This is a genomic window from Paraburkholderia xenovorans (assembly GCF_046030735.1).
GTDB classification, from domain to species: domain Bacteria; phylum Pseudomonadota; class Gammaproteobacteria; order Burkholderiales; family Burkholderiaceae; genus Paraburkholderia; species Paraburkholderia xenovorans_A.
The window spans coordinates 32,161-50,785 of sequence record NZ_JAQQBV010000017.1 but is presented as its reverse complement, the minus strand read 5'-3'; the positions used below and the strand labels follow the sequence as shown (position 1 = coordinate 50,785).

General features: G+C 62.1%; 19 protein-coding genes and 1 pseudogene. 9 read left to right on the top strand and 11 right to left on the bottom strand.

Annotation, left to right across the window (positions count from 1 at the left end):
* Positions 1–73: 73 nt before the first annotated feature.
* Positions 74–1,975 carry a S9 family peptidase gene (locus PQQ51_RS18405; RefSeq protein ID WP_408498220.1) on the bottom strand — a complete coding sequence of 634 codons (1,902 nt, stop codon included), beginning with the start codon at positions 1,973–1,975 and terminating at the stop codon, positions 74–76.
* A 95-nt stretch (positions 1,976–2,070) separates the two neighbouring features.
* Between PQQ51_RS18405 and PQQ51_RS18400 the strand changes: the two are divergent.
* Positions 2,071–2,202: pseudogene (locus tag PQQ51_RS18400) on the top strand (transcriptional regulator); the annotation flags it as partial.
* A gap of 87 nt (positions 2,203–2,289) precedes the next feature.
* On the opposite strand, the gene PQQ51_RS18395 reads toward PQQ51_RS18400, so the two are convergent.
* The gene (locus PQQ51_RS18395; protein WP_408498219.1) at positions 2,290–3,036 is read right to left on the bottom strand and encodes a CerR family C-terminal domain-containing protein; all 747 of its coding nucleotides are present in this window, start codon (positions 3,034–3,036) and stop codon (positions 2,290–2,292) included.
* 131 nt (positions 3,037–3,167) lie between these two features.
* Between PQQ51_RS18395 and PQQ51_RS18390 the strand changes: the two genes are divergently transcribed.
* The 6 genes from PQQ51_RS18390 to PQQ51_RS18365 all read left to right on the top strand — a co-directional run bounded on the left by PQQ51_RS18390 (position 3,168) and on the right by PQQ51_RS18365 (position 8,716).
* Positions 3,168–4,310 (top strand): HlyD family secretion protein, encoded by a 1,143-nt coding sequence (locus PQQ51_RS18390; RefSeq protein WP_408498218.1) that lies wholly within the window; start codon positions 3,168–3,170, stop codon positions 4,308–4,310.
* Entirely contained in the window at positions 4,303–5,898 is a 1,596-nt protein-coding gene (locus tag PQQ51_RS18385) for an MDR family MFS transporter (RefSeq protein WP_408498217.1), read from the top strand. Before PQQ51_RS18390 ends, PQQ51_RS18385 begins: the two co-directional genes overlap by 8 nt.
* 17 nt (positions 5,899–5,915) lie before the next feature.
* A complete protein-coding gene (locus PQQ51_RS18380) occupies positions 5,916–7,391 on the top strand; it encodes an efflux transporter outer membrane subunit (RefSeq protein ID WP_408498311.1) in 1,476 nt (491 codons plus the stop codon).
* 157 nt (positions 7,392–7,548) lie between these two features.
* Positions 7,549–7,755: an acyl-CoA thioesterase gene (locus PQQ51_RS18375; protein WP_408498216.1), complete on the top strand. Its 207-nt coding sequence runs from the start codon at positions 7,549–7,551 to the stop codon at positions 7,753–7,755.
* Positions 7,743–8,072 carry a thioesterase family protein gene (locus tag PQQ51_RS18370; protein ID WP_408498214.1) on the top strand — a complete coding sequence of 110 codons (330 nt, stop codon included), beginning with the start codon at positions 7,743–7,745 and terminating at the stop codon, positions 8,070–8,072. Before PQQ51_RS18375 ends, PQQ51_RS18370 begins: the two co-directional genes overlap by 13 nt.
* 329 nt (positions 8,073–8,401) lie before the next feature.
* A complete protein-coding gene (locus tag PQQ51_RS18365) occupies positions 8,402–8,716 on the top strand; it encodes a hypothetical protein (RefSeq protein ID WP_408498212.1) in 315 nt (104 codons plus the stop codon).
* A 107-nt stretch (positions 8,717–8,823) separates the two neighbouring features.
* Here PQQ51_RS18365 and PQQ51_RS18360 read toward each other — a convergent pair whose 3' ends face one another.
* Entirely contained in the window at positions 8,824–9,003 is a 180-nt protein-coding gene (locus PQQ51_RS18360; RefSeq protein WP_408498211.1) for a hypothetical protein, read from the bottom strand.
* Between the two features lie 245 nt (positions 9,004–9,248).
* Here PQQ51_RS18360 and PQQ51_RS18355 point away from each other — a divergent pair, with 245 nt between their 5' ends.
* Positions 9,249–10,118: an NmrA family NAD(P)-binding protein gene (locus tag PQQ51_RS18355; RefSeq protein WP_408498210.1), complete on the top strand. Its 870-nt coding sequence runs from the start codon at positions 9,249–9,251 to the stop codon at positions 10,116–10,118.
* A gap of 104 nt (positions 10,119–10,222) precedes the next feature.
* On the opposite strand, the gene PQQ51_RS18350 is transcribed toward PQQ51_RS18355, so the two are convergent.
* Positions 10,223–11,641, bottom strand: coding sequence for an MFS transporter (locus tag PQQ51_RS18350; RefSeq protein WP_408498209.1), 1,419 nt, complete (start codon positions 11,639–11,641; stop codon positions 10,223–10,225).
* A 131-nt stretch (positions 11,642–11,772) separates the two neighbouring features.
* On the opposite strand from PQQ51_RS18350, the gene PQQ51_RS18345 reads away from it, so the two are divergent.
* Positions 11,773–12,498, top strand: coding sequence for an ArsR/SmtB family transcription factor (locus PQQ51_RS18345; protein WP_408498208.1), 726 nt, complete (start codon positions 11,773–11,775; stop codon positions 12,496–12,498).
* A gap of 35 nt (positions 12,499–12,533) precedes the next feature.
* On the opposite strand, the gene PQQ51_RS18340 is transcribed toward PQQ51_RS18345, so the two are convergent.
* The 7 genes from PQQ51_RS18340 to PQQ51_RS18310 form a co-directional block, all read right to left on the bottom strand.
* Positions 12,534–13,451 carry a LysR substrate-binding domain-containing protein gene (locus PQQ51_RS18340; RefSeq protein ID WP_408498207.1) on the bottom strand — a complete coding sequence of 306 codons (918 nt, stop codon included), beginning with the start codon at positions 13,449–13,451 and terminating at the stop codon, positions 12,534–12,536.
* 45 nt (positions 13,452–13,496) lie between these two features.
* Positions 13,497–14,222 (bottom strand): amino acid ABC transporter ATP-binding protein, encoded by a 726-nt coding sequence (locus tag PQQ51_RS18335; RefSeq protein ID WP_408498206.1) that lies wholly within the window; start codon positions 14,220–14,222, stop codon positions 13,497–13,499.
* A complete protein-coding gene (gltK, locus tag PQQ51_RS18330) occupies positions 14,219–14,896 on the bottom strand; it encodes a glutamate/aspartate ABC transporter permease GltK (RefSeq protein ID WP_408498205.1) in 678 nt (225 codons plus the stop codon). The genes PQQ51_RS18335 and gltK overlap by 4 nt, the downstream gene beginning before the upstream one ends.
* Complete coding sequence (locus PQQ51_RS18325) at positions 14,896–15,636, bottom strand: amino acid ABC transporter permease (RefSeq protein WP_408498204.1); 741 nt, start codon at positions 15,634–15,636, stop codon at positions 14,896–14,898. The genes gltK and PQQ51_RS18325 overlap by 1 nt, the downstream gene beginning before the upstream one ends.
* Before the next feature lie 80 nt (positions 15,637–15,716).
* Positions 15,717–16,511, bottom strand: coding sequence for an aldolase (locus tag PQQ51_RS18320; RefSeq protein WP_408498203.1), 795 nt, complete (start codon positions 16,509–16,511; stop codon positions 15,717–15,719).
* An 83-nt stretch (positions 16,512–16,594) separates the two neighbouring features.
* Positions 16,595–17,500 (bottom strand): glutamate/aspartate ABC transporter substrate-binding protein, encoded by a 906-nt coding sequence (locus PQQ51_RS18315; RefSeq protein WP_408498202.1) that lies wholly within the window; start codon positions 17,498–17,500, stop codon positions 16,595–16,597.
* Between the two features lie 191 nt (positions 17,501–17,691).
* Entirely contained in the window at positions 17,692–18,621 is a 930-nt protein-coding gene (locus tag PQQ51_RS18310; RefSeq protein WP_408498201.1) for an ornithine cyclodeaminase family protein, read from the bottom strand.
* Between the last annotated feature and the right edge of the window lie 4 nt (positions 18,622–18,625).

Below are 18,625 nucleotides of genomic sequence, written 5' to 3'. Positions count from 1 at the left end.
CTCAATAAGTTATTTTCCTAACTATATTAGGAATCGTGGAGGCGGTCAATTCGTCCAGGCTGACTGCGGATCTTCAGGCCGCCGTGCGTCCCCCCAGATGCTGCGCGAGAAACACTTCCATCGCCTCATAAAATTCGAACTGGTTTTCTTCGTTGCGGAAGCCGTGTCCTTCGTTGTCCTTGAGCATGTACTTGACCTCGACGCCGCGCTCGCGCAGCGCGTTGACGATCTGGTCGCTTTCCGCCTGCTTGACGCGCGGATCGTTCGCGCCTTGTGCGACAAACAGCGGCGTCACGATGCGGTCCGCGAAGAACAGCGGCGATGCATCGTGCAGCGCCTGCTTGCCGGCTTCGGTCTGCGGGTTGCCGATCATTTCATACATCATGTCGATCATCGGCTTCCAGTACGGCGGCAGCGATTCGAGCAGCGTGAACAGATTCGACACGCCCACATAGTCGACTGCGGCCGCGTAGCGTTCGGGCGTGAACGTCACGCCCGCGAGCACCGCATAGCCGCCGTAGCTCGCGCCGTAAATGCCCACGCGCGCAGGGTCGACGAGACCTTGCGCGACGAGCCAGTCGATGCCGTCGTCGATATCGTTCTGCATCGACTTGCCCCATTGACCGAAGCTCGCTTCCCAGAACGCGCGTCCATAACCCGTCGAGCCGCGGAAGTTCAGTTGCAACACCGCATAGCCGCGATTGGCCAGCAATTGCGCTTCGGAATTGAAACCCCACAGATCGCGCGCCCAGGGGCCGCCATGCGGATTGACGACCAACGGAAGCGGGCGCTCCAGCTTCTGTCCGCGTTCGACACCTACGGGCAAGGTCAGATAGCCGTTGATGTGCAAACCGTCACGCGCGACGAAACTGATCGGCTCCATGTGCGCCATATCCGCCGGATCGAGCCAGGGCATCAGATCGATGAGCTTCGAAAGACGGCGGCTCGCAATGTCGTACGTGTAGGTCGAGCCCGGTGAGAGATCGCTCGAAGCGTGAACGATCGCGCGGGTTTCATCGCGCGTGATGCTCGTGACCGTGACTTCCTGGCCTGGCAACTGACGTGTCAGGTCCTCGAAGAGCGAGCGCGCCCATTCGTCGAAGAACTTGCGATGCACGCGGTCGTCCACATACCACGCGGCCGTCAATACGCGACGATGATCCGAATAAGCGAGCCCGCTTACGTCAACGTGTTCGGCCTCGAACAGCAGTGTGCCTTCCTGCGCGGTTTGCGGGTCGAACTCGAAGATCGCGGTCTTGTCGCGGCCGCGGTTGGAGATCGCGTACAGGCGCTGATTGTCGAATGTGAAGAACAGCGGCGCGACCGTTTGACGGAAATCCGTCGTCAGGATCGGACGGAACGGTTCGGTCTCGGTGTCGCGATAGAGCAGGGTCGTGTTGACGCCGTCTGAAGCCGTCGCGACACGCAGACGCCCGTCGTGATCGGTCATCCAACCCATGATGTTGCCGGGATTTTCAGCGATCGGCGTGAACTCGCCGGTGACCACGTCGACGCGAAACACATCGAACACTTGCGGATCGCGCCGGTTCATCTGCAACAGGACGTAGCGGTCATCGTCGGGGAGATCGTCGACGATGCTCGCTCGCACGCCGTCGAACGGCGTCAGGTCGAATGCTTCGCCGCCGTCGATAGGCACTGACAACACGTGAAAATTTTCGTCGCCGCCGAAGTCCTTCACGAACAGGATGCGGTCGTTTCCCTTCCAGCCGTGGCCAGGGACGTCGCGTTCGGATTCGTTGGTCAGCGCGCGCGCTTCGCCAAGCGGCGAGCCGTCGGCGCCGAGTTCCTGAACGAAGATGTTCTGGCGGCCCGCATGCCGCGCCATAAACGACAAATGCCGACCGTCGGGCGAGATCGCGAACCCATGCTTGTCGGGTCTGCGGAAGAAGTCGCGTGCCGAATAAACCTTGGGGGTCCGGCCAGCGGCTTGCTGTTTGTCATTCACGGCGACCATGCATTTCTCCTTGAAAACTGCATTTGACCATGATTGGAGGATTCGCAGCGCCGGACAGGCAGGGATCGTCAAATGGAATTTCCACGCACGCAAGCCAGCGTTTGCCGTCGCGGAGTTATTGCACTTACGTTCCGGATGCGAAGTCGGGGGACGGGTTGATCTCGACGTTTTGCGCATGGCTCGAGCGCGAGGGTGAAACACGCGTAGCCACGACAGGCGTGCGATAGTTTTTCGCGCAGCGCTTGCCCGTACCTATTTCGCAGAGCCGCGGCGACACACCACGGCGTCGCCGAACCCTAAATCCGCCGACGTAATTAGCGCTGCTTGCGAGCCTTTTCTGCGCCCGCAGCTTGCGCGTCGTCGCGTTCACGGCTCCACGTTTCAAGCAGCGTGCGGGTCTGTGCGCGAATGGTCGACTTGATCATTTCAGCCTTCTCCGGATCGATGCTTTTCCAGCCGAGCAGCGACAGCGTCGAGCGGTGCGCGACGTGAAAGATCACCAGTTGCCCATGCAGGCTGAAGATGCGGATCAGGGTGACCGGATCGTCGGCGGCGCGCCCGGAGATTCGCGCGACGAGCGCCGCGCTCACTTCGTTCAGCGGCTCGCGGATCTTGCAGGTCAGAATCTTCGTCGCGCTTTCGGGCTCGTAGCCGGCCTGTTCGCGCGCGAAAAACATCCGGCGCCCCGGCTTGTTCGCTTTCGCAAACGCGCTATCCGCCATTGCTTCCTGAATGCCGATGAACGCGTCGATCAACGTCGCGGTGTCGGCGTTCTCGCGCAGCACCGTTTGCGCGCGCTCGACTGACGGCGCGAAGTTCTTCCACGCGGTGTCGGCGAGCTCCTCGATACACGCGCGGTACACCCCTTCCTTGTTCTCGAAGTAGTACTGCAGCGCGGGCGCGTTGACGCCGGCGCGGGTCGCGATGTCGCGCGTCGACGCGCCATCGAAACCATGTTCGCCAAACAGTTCGACCGCCGCTTCGATGATCCGCTGCCGCGTTTCGTCACCCCGCGCATAGCCGCCCTCTGTCGTGCGGCGCAGCCTCTTTGCGGTGTTCATGCGTTGCTCTCCGCCTTTCTCTTTAAAGCGCCCGTCGGAACCCCTCCGGGACATCTTCCGAAATATATCACTTGACACATTTTTATCAGCTGGAATAATTGTTCCACCTGGAAACAATTGGACCGATACGAATGTCAGCGACCGCAGGCTCTCCCTCCCGCCCGATCCCCGCCGAAGACTCACCGGCCGCGGGCACCCGGCGTCCCACCCGGCGCACGGTGCTGATCGCACTGGGCGTTGTCGCGCTGATCGTCGGCGCGGTCTGGCTCGGCCGGTGGTGGACGGTCGGGCGCTTTATCGAAAGCACCGACGACGCGTATTTGCAGGCCGACAGCGTCACCATCGCGCCGAAAATCGCGGGCTATGTCACCGAGGTGTACGTCGCGGACAATCAGGTCGTGAAGGCCGGCGACCCGCTCGTGCATCTGGACGCGCGCCAGTATCAGGTCGCGCTAAACCAGGCGCTGGCCACGATCGACGCGCGCAAGGCCGACATCGAACGCGCGCAGGCCGAGATCGAACAGCAGCAGTCGAACATCGCGCAGGCTCAGGCGCAGCAACAGGTGGCGCGGGTGAGCGCGCAGCACGCGAGCGACGAAGTGCGTCGCTATGCGCCGCTCGTTTCGACCGGCGCGGAAACCAGCGAACGGCTCGCGGAACTGACCAGCAGCCGCGACCAGGCGAACGCCACGCTCGTTGCGAACACGGCGGCGGTGGAAGCGGCGCGCTCGCAGATTGGTTCGAGCACCGCGCAACTGGCGCAGGCGCGCGCGCAACTCGAAGCCGCGCAGGCGAGCGCCCAGCAATCGCAACTCGATCTCGACAACACCGTGGTGCGCAGCGTGCTCGGCGGCAAGGTCGGCGATCGCACCGTGCGGGTCGGTCAATACGTGCAACCCGGCACGCGGATGCTGACGGTCGTGCCGGTGCAAAACACCTATCTGCTGGCCAATTTCAAGGAAACCCAGGTGGGCCGGATGCGCATCGGTCAGCCGGTGGAAATGCATGTCGACGCGTTGCCCGGTCATACGCTGCATGGCGTGGTCGATAGTTTTTCGCCGGGCACGGGCTCGCAATTCGCGCTGCTGCCGCCTGAGAACGCCACCGGCAACTTCACGAAGATCGTGCAGCGAGTGCCTGTGCGGATTCGCATCGACACCGGTGCGGAAACGCGTAGCGTGCTGCTGCCCGGACTTTCGGTAACCGTGGATATCGACACGCGTTCCGCGCGCGATCGCGACGCACGCATCGATAGCGAGAACCATCGTGGCTGACGCCAAAGCCGTGGCGCCGGCCGCGCCGCATGCCGAGGAGCGGGCCAGTGTCGGCGACTGGGTCGCCGTTGCCGCGGGCGCGCTCGGCGCATTGATGGCCACGCTCGACATCTCGATCACGAACTCCGCCCTGCCGCAGATTCAAGGCGAGATCGGCGCCACCGGCACCGAAGGCACGTGGATTTCGACCGGCTATCTGATGTCGGAAATCGTGATGATTCCGCTGGCCGCGTGGCTCACGCGTGTGTTCGGCCTGCGCAATTTTCTGCTGACGAACTCGGCGCTTTTCATCGCGTTCTCGATGATGTGCGGCTGGTCGCACACGTTGCCGATGATGATCGCCGGCCGCATCGGTCAGGGCTTCACCGGCGGCGCGCTGATCCCGACCGCGCAAACCATCATCCGCACACGTCTGCCGCTGTCGCAGTTGCCGGTCGGCATGACCATGTTCGGGCTGATCGTGTTGCTCGGGCCGCTGCTTGGGCCGGTGGTCGGCGGCTGGCTCGCGGAGAACATCAGTTGGAGCTGGTGCTTCTTCATGAACCTGCCGATCTGCCTCGCGTTGATGACACTGCTGATCGTCGGTCTGCCGTCGGATAAGCCGCATTGGGAAGCGTTTTTCAAGGCGGACTGGCTCGGCATCGTCGGTCTTGCAATCGGTCTCAGTTCGCTCACGGTCGTGCTCGAGGAAGGGCAGCGCGAACGCTGGTTCGAATCGTCGATGATCGTGACGCTGAGTTTGCTGACCGTGTTCGGCATGCTGTTAATCGCCGCATCGCAAATGACCGCGAAGAAGCCGATCGTGCGGCTCGGCCTGATGCGCAATCCGAGCTACGCCAGCGTGATCGTGATCGTCTCCGCAGTCGGCGCGGCGCTGTATGGCGTGTCTTACCTGGTGCCGCAGTTTCTCGGCGTGGTGGCGGGCTACAACGCCGAGCAATCCGGCGCGATCATGCTGCTGTCCGGCTTGCCCGCGTTCATGATCATGCCGTTATTGCCGCGGCTTCTTGCCAGATTCGATTTCCGCGTGCTGGTGATCACCGGGCTGCTGCTCTACGCGATCAGCTGCATGATCGACATCGACCTGACCGCGCAAAGTGTCGGGCACGATTTCGTCTGGTCGCAATTGATACGCGGCACCGCGCAGATGCTCGCGATGATGCCGCTGAATCAGGCTTCGATGGCGGCCGTGTCGCGCGAAGATTCCGGCGATGCCGCGGGCCTCTACAACATGGCGCGTAATCTCGGCGGCTCGATCGGTCTTGCGATCATCGGCACCGTGATCGACCGGCGCACCACGTTTCATACCGCGATGATCCGCGAGTCGGTCAGCGCGAATTCGCTGACCGGTCAGGAAAGCCTCGCGGCGAATGCGGCGAACTGGTTCGCTCACACCGGCGATCTGGCTTACTCGCAAATGCGCGCGCTCGGTCAACTCGGCGTGCAGATCACGCAGCAGGCTGTCGTGATGACCTATTCCGAAACCTTCTATCTGCTCGGCATCGCGCTGCTCGCCTGCATTCCGCTCGCACTGTTTCTGAAAACGCCGAACAGGAATGCGCCGCCGCCTTCGTCCGCGGGACACTAATGTCTTCTGATCTCAACATGATGTTCAACCGTCCCTCGTGTTTCGCGTTGGCTGCCGCCGCGCTGGTTTCCGTTTTGTCGGCGTGCACGGTCGGCCCGGATTATCACGGTGCGCCACCGCTTGCCGGCGACGCACACAACCTCTCGACTTTCGTGCGCACGCCGGCTGCCGGCACGAGCGCAACGCCTGCACCGAACCAATGGTGGCTCGCCTTCAACGATCCGCAACTGAACGATCTGATCGCCGCTGCGTTGGCGCATAGTCCCGACGTGCACATCGCGCAGGCGCGCTTGCGGGAATCGCGTTCGCAATTGCAGACGCAGCGCGCGAACGCATTGCCGAAGGTATCCGCCGATGCGGCCGCGTTGCGCATGCGCTCGCCGGACTTGAGTTCCTTCGGTTCGTCGGACGGGAATGGCGCGGCGTCGTCGTCGGGTCGCGGTCCGTTGCAGCTCTATACCGCGGGCTTCGACGCCACATGGGAAATCGATCTGTTCGGCGGCACGCGTCGCGCGATCGAAGCGGCATCGGCGGATGCGCAAGCTGTCGATGCCGATCTCGCGGACACCCAGGTGTCGCTCGCCGCCGAGGTCGCGCAGGCGTACATCGAACTGCGCGACGAGCAGACGCGGCTCGAACTCGCGCAACGTCAGGCGCAAACCGAACAGAAGATGCTGACGCTCACGCAGCAGCGCCGGGAGCGCGGCACGGCCGCGGACGTCGATGTCGAGCGGCTGACCACGCAGGTCGAGAACACGCGCGCGACGCTGATTCCGCTCGACGCGCAACTGACCGATTCGCTCGACCGCCTCGCCGTGCTGACCGGCCGTGAGCCTGGCGCGCTGGACGAACAACTTGCCGTTGCGCGGCCGCTGCCGGCGTTGCCCGCGACGGTGGCGATCGGCGATCCGTCGGCAATGTTGCAGCAGCGTCCCGACATTCGCGCCGCGGAACGGCGGCTCGCGTCGAGCAATGCGCAGATCGGCGAACACATCGCGGACTTTTTCCCGAAGGTGACGCTGCTCGGCGATATCGGCTTCAGCGCGGGCGATCCGGGTCACCTCGTGCGCAAGAGCAACTTCAGTTGGATCGGCGCGCCGTATCTGCAATGGAATGCGCTCGATTTCGGCAGGACGCTGGGCAGCGTGCATGCCGCAGAGGCCTCGCGTGACGAAGCCGAGGCCCGCTATACGAAGACCGTGCTCGGCGCGTTGCAGGACGCGAATTCGTCGCTGTCGCGCTATGGGCATCAGCGCGAGCACGTTGTCACGTTGCAGAAGGTGGAGGCCTCCGCGAGTCATTCGGCCACGCTGATGCGGCAGCGCTATTCCGCAGGCGTTGCCACGTTGATCGACCTGCTCGACACGCAACGTGAAGAGTTCACCGCGCAGCAGAATGTCGTCGCGGGACAGGCCGAGTTGCTCAAGAACTTTGTGTCGCTGCAGAAGAGCCTCGGTATCGGCTGGCAGGCGCAACAGGCACAACAGGGTTAGATTCATCGCGGCCTTGGCGCACGTCGCGTCTTTTCGAGTGCGTGCTCTACAGATTGCTCGGCGGTATAGGTCCGCAGTCGCGTCTGCGCGACTACCATGCACGTTTCCCGTCGCGTGCGTGGGTAGGCGGCGGACCGTTTCCATACCGAGCTTTCACATGAGTCTGATCATCCGTTTGCTGTTTCTGTTATTCACCAGCCGCCGCCGGACCCGGCTGCAAGTGCTCGACACCTGCGTCACACCTTTTCGGGTCTGGTTCAACGACCTCGACGTGTTGTTCCACATGAACAACGGCCGCTATTTCACGATCCTCGATCTGGCGCGCGTCGATCTGATGATGAGAAGCGGCCTGTGGCGGCAGTGAAAGCACGCCGCTGGTATCCGGTCGTCACACTCGAGACAATGCGTTTTCACCGCTCGCTTGAACTCGGCGACCGTTATGACGTTCACACGCGCGTTATCGGCTGGGACGAAAAACATATTTTCATCGAACAAGGGTTCGTGCGCGGCGATGTGCAAGTCGCGTTGGCTGTCGTGCGGGCGCGCTTCCTGAAGCGAAGCGGCGGCGTGGTGAGCACGGCCGAGTTGATCGAGGTGGCGGGGATTACGCAGGCGTCGCCGACTTTGCCCGAATGGGTTGCGCGCTGGAGCGACGCGGAAGGCGGAATGACGTTTTCGTAGCCGTGCTCGCCGTTGTGCATTCGAGTGGTTGACGCTCGGCAGCGACTTATCAATCGATGAGACGCTGAGGCAAGTAATCGGGATGTACAGGCAAATTCCTTCAATCGCCCGCTGCTACCATTCCTTCGCCTGATTCTTCAGGTGATACGACTGTGCGATGAAACCGTTATCGCGACGGTTTCAATTTCTACCGCACATCGGTTAAACGACTTCTCCAATTGCCGCTCCGTTCGTCGCTCGCTCGATCGCTCGACGAACGGAATCACTGTTTGCGCCGATATAAGCGACGAGAAGCATCGAATTCGACCATCGCATTTCTGGAGATATCCTTGAGCAAGAAAGGACTGAAAGTCGTCGCAATCTCGGCAATCCTGCTGACCGGATTGTCGGCCTGCGGCACGACGCAAATGAATATGATCGACGTGCAGAAGACCACGGCTAAAACAATCGGCCTCGCTTCTTCCGACGAACTGACCATTACCAACGTCAAATACGGGCAAGGCAACTCGCTCGGCGGCAAACCCGTGACCTATGACGCGACGACCGGAAAAGGCCGGCGATTCGGCTGCTCGGTATTCATGATTCCTGGGCTGACGCCGCTGGACGCGCCGGCTTACCGGGATTGGGAGTGCCATCCGCGTTAAGCTAGTGGATGTGTTGTCTGCTTAGTTGTGCGGTGGTTCTTCGACGGAAACTGGATTGTTTATCGCGTATCCGTCGGGGAAAGATATCAATGCGTGCCGCGCCTGCATTAAATCCCGGCCAACGGTGCCGAATAGCGCCACTTGCTTGCGTTGGAATCGATGCGAGCGTCGTTGATGCGGCGTTGTTCCGCCCGCGCCATGTCGGCCTGTTCGAGCACGAGCGCCTGTGCCTGACGTGACAGCGCATATTCGCTCACGGTGCCGCTCGTACGGGTTGTCACTTTCATTTGTGGTCGCATGATCGCTCCAGAATAAGGGTGGCCGAATGCGACCGGTAGTCCGACTGTATACCCATCGCCCCATGTAAGCACGGCTTTCCTGCATAAAACACGCTATACGTTAGATGAATTGAGTAAAGTGGCACTCGATATTGATAACTCGATGTCATTTCATTAATGCCACTCATGTCATTTTGTTTCCCTCCACGGTTGTCCACAATGCCCTTCGACAACACTCATTTGGAGAAGCAGACATGTACGCGATCACGGGAATCACAGGAAAGGTAGGCGGCGCGGTGGCGCGTGCGTTGCTCACGGCGGGGCAGCCGGTCCGTGCAGTGGTGCGCGATGCTGCGCGGGCGAGTGCATGGGCGGAGCTGGGCTGTGAGATCGTCACGGCCGACATGAACGATGCGGCTCGCCTCACCGCTGCATTTAAAGGCGCGCAAGGCGTCTTCATTTTGCCGCCGTCGGATTTCGATCCGTCGCCTGGCTTTCCGGGCGCACGCGCCGTGATCGACGCCGTAAGCGCGGCGCTCCAGTCGGCGCAACCGGAAAAGGTCGTCTGCCTGTCGACGATCGGCGCGCAGGCCACCGAACTCAATCTGCTCACGCAACGCACGTTGATGGAACAGGCGCTGCGCGACCTGCCGGTGCCCGTGACTTTCCTGCGTCCAGGCTGGTTCATGGAGAACTCCGCATGGGACGTGGTGCCGGCTCGCGATACCGGCATCATGTCCAGCTTTCTTCAGCCGCTCGACAAGCCCGTGCCGATGGTCGCGACGGCGGACGTGGGCCGCGTCGCCGCGGATCTGTTGTTGCAGAGCTGGAGTGGCACGCGTGTGGTCGAACTCGAAGGGCCGCGCCGGATCACGCCGAACGACATCGCCGCGACTTTTGCCAGGATCCTCGGCAAAACGGTGACAGCGCAGATCGTCGCGCGCGACACATGGGAAGCGTTGTTCCGCGCTCAAGGGATGAAGCATCCGCTGCCGCGCATGCGGATGGTCGACGGCTTCAATGAAGGTTGGATCGACTTCGAAGGAAAGCCGGCCGAAGTTCTCAAAGGCGAAGTGGAACTGGAAACCGTGCTGCGGGCGCTCGTCGCGAAGGCTAATAGTTGATGTACCCGCAACTGGCGATGCGCTGTGAGTTCATGGCGCGTCGCCGGTTATCAATCAATCAATCGCTTGCGTGCGTGCTGAAAGCCAGCGTCTTAACGCTGTCGTCACTGCATAGGCCGCTTGCGCGATAACACGTCTGATACAGGCGCAGGCGAGCAAACGGCTGGGGAGCGCGTCAACGCGCGCCACCAGATCACGCCGGCGCTTGCCGACAGCACGCCTGCAATCAGCACACTCCACCGCATGCCGTCGCCGATCTGCGGGTGAGCGGCGATCAACGAACCCGAAAGCGCCACACCAAGCAGCGCGCCCATCTGGCGCGCGGCGTTCAGCACGCCGGCTGCGATTCCCGAGCGATCACGCTCGACCGACGCCATCATCGCGGCCGTGGTCGCCGGCGTGATGAGGCTTGCGGCGAGACCGATCGCCGGAAGCGGCAATGCGAGCCATGCATAAGGCGCCGACGCGCCGAGCGCCATCAAGCTGAGATAACCGGCCGCCGCCAGCAGAAACGCGCCGGCAACCAGCCCCTTCTCTCCGAACCATCCGGCTGCACGCTTCGATAACAGACTGCCGATGGGGACCACGATCGTCAGCGGCAAAAACGCGAGGCCGGCGTGCATCGGCGAGTAGCCGAGTTGTCGCTGGAACAGCAGGCTCAGATCGAACATCAGCCCGTAGAACGTGAAGGCGGACACCATCGACACCCACGCGGCGCCCGAGAACACCGCGTTGCGAAACAGGTCGAGCGGCATCATCGGCTGGAATCGGCTGGCTTCAATCGCGATGAAGGCGACGCCGGCCGTCAACGCCGCGACGCTGCATCCGATGATCACAGGCGAGCCCCATCCATAGTGGGGTGCAGCGATTACCACAAGGTTAAGCAACGCCAGCGCAGCGATTCCCGCTATCTGCCCGGCAACGTCGAACGAACGCTTTGTCGCAAGCGGCGAAACCGGTTCAGCAATACGAACCCTTAGCGCGAGCACGACACCTGCAACGCAAATCGGCACGTTGACCAGAAAGATGCTGCGCCAGCCGATCGAGCCGATCAGCAGGCCGCCGATCAACGGCCCCGATGCCATCGCCACGCCGCCAAGTCCGGCCCACAAGCCGAAAACCGCGGCCCGTTCACGAGGATTCGGCCAGGTATCGTTGATGAGCGTCATCGATGCCGGAACCAGCAACGCCGCGCCGGCGCCCTGCAAAATGCGACCCGCGACGAGCAAAGCAAGACTTTGCGCGACGCCGCACAGCGCCGAGGCCACGGTAAACGCCAGCAATCCGGCTACATAGACGTTGCGCGCGCCTTGCCGGTCCACCAGCGTTCCGCCAGTCAGCAACAGGCTGGCGAACGTCAACGTGTAAGCGGTCACGACCCACTGCAATCCGGCGATGCCGCCCGCGAGACTCTCGGCGATCCGTTCGAGCCCGACATTCACAATCGATGTATCGAGAATCACGATCACATAGCTGATACTCGTCGCGAGTAGCACGCGCTGTTGATGCTTGCTGCGATCCATCTAGGGCCGCCTCTTTGCGTGGTGTGGTTTGCGCAGTATCGAGGGCGCGTTGCATCCGATGCTTCGATGCGTGTCGAAACATGCGACCATTGAAACCGCTTATGCTTCGCGCTGAAGTCACGGAGATCGCCTTGAATGCTCAGCCCAATCTGTCCGCCACCGCTTTCCTGATCGCGGATGCCGCCCGCGCCGCGATGTTGATGGCATTGGCCGACGGCCGCGCGCGGCCGGCCGGCGAACTGGCCTATGCAGCGGGCGTCACGCCGCAGACGGCCAGCAGTCATCTTGCGAAGCTGCTCGATGGGGGGCTTGTCGTCGTCGAGAAACAGGGGCGTCACCGGTACTACCGGCTCGCCGACCCGCAAGTCGCGTTGGCGCTCGAAAGCCTCGCGTCGATCGGCAAGCCGCCGACGGTCCGCAGGAAAGCGCCCAGCCGCGACGCCGAAAAGCTGCGCTTCGCCCGCTGTTGCTACGATCATCTGGCGGGCAAGGTCGGCGTCGCGATCACACACACGCTGACCGCGCGGGGCTTTTTAGCCGCCGCGCCGGACAAGCGGTTCGAAGTCACGGATGCAGGTCGAACGTGGTTGCGCACGCTAGGACTCGATATCGATGCGACAAGACCGGGCCGCTATGGAATCGCACGCCAATGTCTCGACTGGACAGAGCGCCAGCATCATCTCGCAGGACCGCTCGGCGTGGCGTTGCTCGAGCTTTTATGTACGAAGGGTTGGCTGATGCGCAACCGCGCTTCGCGGTCGGTGCAGATCACGCCCGAAGGCTGGACGGGATTGCGGCAACAGTTCGGACTGACGCCGGACGCGATCGAACATGTCGGTGAAGAGAGCGTGGGTTGAAGCAGTCCGGGCGGATTGCCGGTAATTCGCTCGGCTTATCTATTGCCGTCGCTTTCTTTGGCCGCGAGTGCTTCCCACAACTCCTGCACGAGACTCGCGCTGTTCTGCCCGTCGCGATATAAGCGCAGTTCCAGTTCGAGCTTCCACCGGTCGTCGCCGGCCAGAACCAGCGCACCCGATGCCACTTCGCTTTCGATCAGACTACGCGGCAACCACGCGACGCCTTCGCCGTTGAGCGCGAGTTGCTTCAGCACGTCGGCCATATCCGATTCGAAACGAGTGCCGAGTACGGCCTTCGTCTGCACCTGATGCAACAACAGACTCAGGCAGCGCCCGAAATACGTCCCCGCGCTATACGCGATCAACGGCACCGGATGCGCCGACGTACCCGGCAGCCGGTACAGCGGACCGCCGCGCTGGTTCGGCGCCGAGATCGGCACGAACACGTCGGTGCCCACCCGCAACGACGGGAAGCGCGTGGGATCCAGATGCAACGGCAACTCCGGATGCTCGTACGCGAGCATCAATTCGCACGAGCCGTTCAGCAGCATCAGGATCGAGTCGTGCACATTGGTCGGCACGATTCGCAGATGCAGCTGGCGGAAACGCTGACGCAACGACTTGATCCACGCCGGCAGAAAGCCGACGGAGATCGCGTGTCCGGCTGCCACCTGCAAACCGGCGCCGGGAATGCGCTGCTCGGTGCGAATGATCGCGCGAACGTCGAAGAGTCTGAGCAGCACGTCTTCGCCGGCTTCGAGAAACAGTCGGCCTGCGGAAGTGAGCGTTGGCGGATAGGTGCTGCGGTCGATCAGTTCCGCGCCCACCCACTGTTCGAGCGATTTGATGCGGCGGCTGAGGCCGGATTGCGTGACGTTGCGAACGTCGGCTGCGCGCGAGAACGTGTGATGCCGCGCCACTGCGACAAAGTCCTCGATCCATTTGACTTCCATACGCTTTCCTCCGCGCCACTCGCTATCTGGTCACGCCTGGCGGCGTCAATGGAGAATCTTCGCGAGAAAGTCGCGTGCGCGATCCGATTTCGGATTCGCAAAGAATTCGTCTTTGCGGTCGTCTTCGATGATCAGGCCTTTGTCCATGAAAATCACGCGATGCGCGACCTTCTTCGCAAAGCCCATTTCGTGCGTGACGCACATCATCGTCATGCCTTCCTGTGCGAGTTCCACCATCACATCCAGTACTTCGTTGATCATTTCCGGATCGAGCGCGGAAGTGGGCTCGTCGAACAGCATCGCGATCGGATCCATCGACAGCGCGCGGGCAATCGCCACACGCTGTTGCTGACCGCCCGACAACTGCCCCGGAAATTTGTCCGCATGCGCGCGCAGACCCACGCGGTCGAGCAGCTTCAATCCCTTGGCCGCGGCTTCGTCTTTCGAGCGGCCGAGTACCTTGATCTGCGCGAGCGTGAGGTTTTGTGCAATCGACAGATGCGGAAACAGCTCGAAGTGCTGAAACACCATGCCGACTTTCGAACGCAGTTTCGACAGATTGGTTTTCTTGTCGGTGAGCGATTGACCGTCGATAACGATCTCGCCTGTCTGGAACGGCTCGAGGCCGTTCACGGTTTTGATCAGCGTGGACTTGCCCGAACCGGACGGCCCGCACACCACGACGACTTCGCCCTTTTGAATAGAGGTCGTGCAGTCGCTCAATACCTGAAACTGACCGTACCACTTCGAGATGTTGTTAATGGAAATCATATTGCCACTCGCCGTTGAAAATATCTGACCGATGCGGACGCCAGCGCACAGATCACGAAATACGTTGCACCCGCAAACAGTGTCATCTCGATGCTGGTGCCGTCGCGATCGCCGACATTCGTCGCCGTGCGGAAGAAGTCCGCGAGGCTGATCACGTAGACGAGCGACGTGTCCTGAAACAGAACGATCGCCTGCGTCATCAGCAGCGGCACCATTGCGCGAAACGCTTGCGGCAGGATCACGTAGCGCATCGTCTGCGTGTAGGGCAAGCCGAGCGCGAGTGCGGCGTTCGCTTGCGCGCGCGGCACCGCCTGAATTCCGGCGCGAATGATTTCTGCGTAGTACGCGGCTTCGAACAGCGAGAACGCCACCAGTGCCGATGCAAGCCGCGTGTCGAACGCGCCGGACAGACCCAATACCGCCTGCAACACCTGCGGCACGATCAGGTAGAACCACAGCAGCACCATCACGAGCGGGATCGAACGGAACGTGGTGACGTAAGCCCGTGCAAACCACTGCAACGGCCGTAGCGGAGCAAGCCGCATCAGCGCGAGCACAGTGCCCAATGCCATGCCGGCGACGAGCGCCACCGCCAGGATTTTCAGCGTGATCAGCGCGCCGAGCCACAGCGTGGGCAATGCGGCGGGAATGCCGCTCCAGTCGAGACGATGCATTACTTGCCTCCGATAAAGCCGACAAGCCGCGTGCGCGACTCGACGCGCCGCATCAACTGGAGCACGACGATGTTGATCGCGAAGTAAGCGACCGTCACCGCGATAAACGATTCATAGGTTTGCGCGGTGTAGTCGACCAGCTGACGCGCTTGCGCGGACAGATCGAGCAAGCCGATCGTCGATGCGACCGCCGAGTTCTTGAAGACGCTGACGAACTCCGACGTCAGCGGCGGCAGGATCGTTCGAAACGCAACGGGCAACAACACGTACCGATAGGTCTGCGGTTGCGTCAGGCCGAGCGCGAACGCGGCCGCCCGTTGACCGCGTGGCAACGCGGCGATACCCGAGCGCACCTGCTCGCAAACGCGTGCGCCGGTGAACAGCCCAAGACACACGATCGACGACGAGAAGAACTGCACCGACGGCGACAACGCCTTGAATGCATTGCCGGCCGCAGCGGGCAGCAGTTCGGGAATCACCAGATACCAGATGAAGAATTGCACGATCAACGGCACGTTGCGAAATAGCGCGACGTAGGCGGTGCCGAGCGCGGCGAGCCGTTTGTCGTCCGTGCTGCGCAATACGCCGAATGCCGTGCCGACGATGAGCGCGATCACCCACGCGGCAAGCGACACGATCAGCGTGGTCGCGAGGCCGGACAGCAGCCAGCCGAGATAGGTCGTGGGTTCACCCGTCGAGACCGGGCTGAGCAGAATGCTCCAGTTCCAGTGGTATTGCATGTGCCGATCCAGAATTCAAAAGAGGACGCGAGAGGACGCGACGCTCGCGCGTCCGTGTTGCATCGCGCTCGTTGTGCTTGTCAATGCGCGTAGTCGGGTTCGTCGCGATCGAGCTGCCGCCGGATGCTCGCCAGATGCTGGCGTGCGCTGTCGCGCTCGCCGGCGCGCATCTGCCGATACGTCTTCGCGGCGATGGCGGGGTCGATGATCTTCAAGGGCCGTCCTGTCGACAGCGCGAGCTGTTGCACTTCGCACGCGCGTTCGAGGTAGTAGAGGTCGTCCCATGCTTCGGCGATCGTCGCGCCTACCACCATCACGCCGTGGTTCTTCAGGAACGCGACGTCCGCGTCACCGATTGCAGCGGCAATGCGGTCGCCTTCGGAACTGTTCATCGCGAGGCCGTTGAAGTTTTCGTCGACGGCGGTGCGGCCGTAGAACTTCAACGCGGTTTGCCCTGCCCACAGCAGCGGCGGACCGTCGAGCATCGCCAGTGCAGTTGCGTTCGGCATATGCGTGTGAAACGCGACCTTGATGCGCGGCTGCCGCAGGTGCACACGCGCATGAATGTAAAACGCGGTGATCTCAGGCACGCCGTCGCCCTGCACGACATGGCCGTGCATATCGCAAACGAGCAGCCTGGACGCGGTGATTTCCTCGAACGCGTAGCCGTACGGATTGACGAGGAACAGATCGTCGTGACCCGGCAATACCGCCGACAGGTGATTGCATACGCCTTCGTGCATGCCGAGTTTCGCGGCCATCCGGAAGCACGCGGCGAGATCGATGCGTGCTTCCCTGATCTCGGCCGTGTCCAGTTCGCCGGGTTCCACCTTCACGGGTTCCGTTGTCTGGGTGGGAGTGAAGCCATGTGCCATTGCTTTCTACCTCGAAAATGGGAAACACGCGCCGCGCCGATGAATTGCACGGCGCGCTGCATCCGCTTTGCGTCCGCTTGGTATCAATACGCTGCCTGGTCGTCGGGATGCGCATAGAGCTCGCGCAGTTGCGGCGTCATCGCGAAGTTGAAGTTGATCTCCTTCGGCGGCACGGGCTTCTGGAACCACTTCGCGTAGATCGCATCGATTGCGCCCGAGGTCATTACCTTCGAAAGCGTGCCGTCCACCAGCGTCTTGAACGCGGGATCGTCCTTGCGGATCATGAACGCATACGGCTCTTTCGATTGCGCGGTGCCGGTGACGATCCAGTCGTCCGGTTTGCGCGACGTGGTGCGCGCGCCGGACAGCAGCACGTCGTCGAGCATGAATGCCTTCGCGCGACCCGTTTCGAGTGTGAGGAACGACTCGCCGTAGTCCTTCGTCGAGATGATGTTCATGTTCAGTTTCTTGTCGACGTTCATCCGGCGGATGATCGACTCCGCGGTCGTGCCCGCATTGGTGACGACGGTTTTGTTCTCCAGATCGCCGAAGTCCTTGATGCCCGAATCCTTGTTCACCAGCAGGCGCGTCAATGCGAGAAAGATCGTGTCCGAGAACGCAACCTGCGCGTGGCGCGCATTCGTGTTCGTCGTCACGCCGCATTCGATGTCGATGGTGCCGTTTTGCAGCAGCGGTATGCGGTTCTGCGAGTTGACCGGCACGAGGCGCACCGTGAGGTTCGGCTTGCCGAGCTTCGTCTTGACGGCGTCGATAACTTTCTGACACAGGTCTTGTGAAAAGCCCACCACGTTCTGATTGGCGTCGTAATACGAGAACGGAATCGACGCCTCGCGATGGCCGACGACGATCACGCCCGCCGAGTTGATCTTGTTGAGCGTGGGGCCGAGGTCCTCCGCGGCCGCCAGTTGACACGCCGCGATAGCGGTTCCGGCAACGATTGCGCCGATGATGCTTCTGATCGTTTTCATGCTTGGCTTACCTCAGCACATGGGTCAAAGAGAGAGTGGAAATCGTCGCGATCATCCGCGTTTTGCGCTGCGCTTTGCGCTACATTCCGCGCTGCGTTGCAAGCCGGTCCCGCGACAGTGAGCGCAATATAGCGGCGGCAAAAATGGCGCACGATGCTGATCGCGCAAGGTGCGTTGCGGAAACGGAATAGTTACGCCGAACTCAGGCGGGCATAGGCCAGCGCGGCGATGGCCGCGTCCTGCAACGCGTTGCCGACCGCCTTATAAACGACGATGCCGTTGCAATCGGGCGCGCGTTGGCGACCGCTGCCGACAATGCCGGAGAGATCGGCAACCGTCTTGCCGGCGAGTGCGGCGGGATCGAGTAACAGGAAGTCGCCCGACTCGGCCAGCGCCTGCCCGGTCCAGTCGGCGACCACTTCCGTCGCTCGCTCGATGCACGCGTCGTCCATTTCTCGCTGGTCGGGACGCGTCGCGCCGATACTCGCGACGAACGCGCCTGGTTGCAGCGATACGCCGTGGATCACGGGGGTGGACGCGCGAGTCGCGAGTACCACGATGTCGGCGCTGGCCGCGTGTTCGGCACTCGTTGCATGCGCGTGGATGCCGAAGCGCTCGTGCAGCGATTCGGCGTAAGCCGTTGCTTCGTCGGCATCCGGTGCATATACCGAGACCTGTTCGAGTTGGAAGGTCTCGATGAACAGATCCACGTGCGCGCGTGCCTGCACGCCGCAACCGGCGACGCCCAGCCGGCGGCTGTTCGCGCGGGCCAGATGCGTCGCCGCGAGCACGGTCGTCGCGGCGGTTCTGAAGCGCGTAAGTTCGTCGCCTTCCATCAACGCGAGCATGCGACCGTCGTCGAGCGACATCAGTGCAATGTAGAAGCGGAACTGGCCGTCGAGTGTCGTGTACATCTTCACGGCGGCAACGCGCTCGGTCGCGAGCATCGCGGACATCGTGCTGAACTTCGCATCAGTCAGCGCGATGCGGCTGCGCGGCTGCACGGCGGCGTCGCCGCGATGCATTGCTTCGTGGGCGGCGCGCATCGCCGTCAGCGCGTCGCGGCCGCTCAGCACGGCGGCGATCTGCGCGTTGCTGTAAAGCTGTGTGGACTGAAGCATGGGA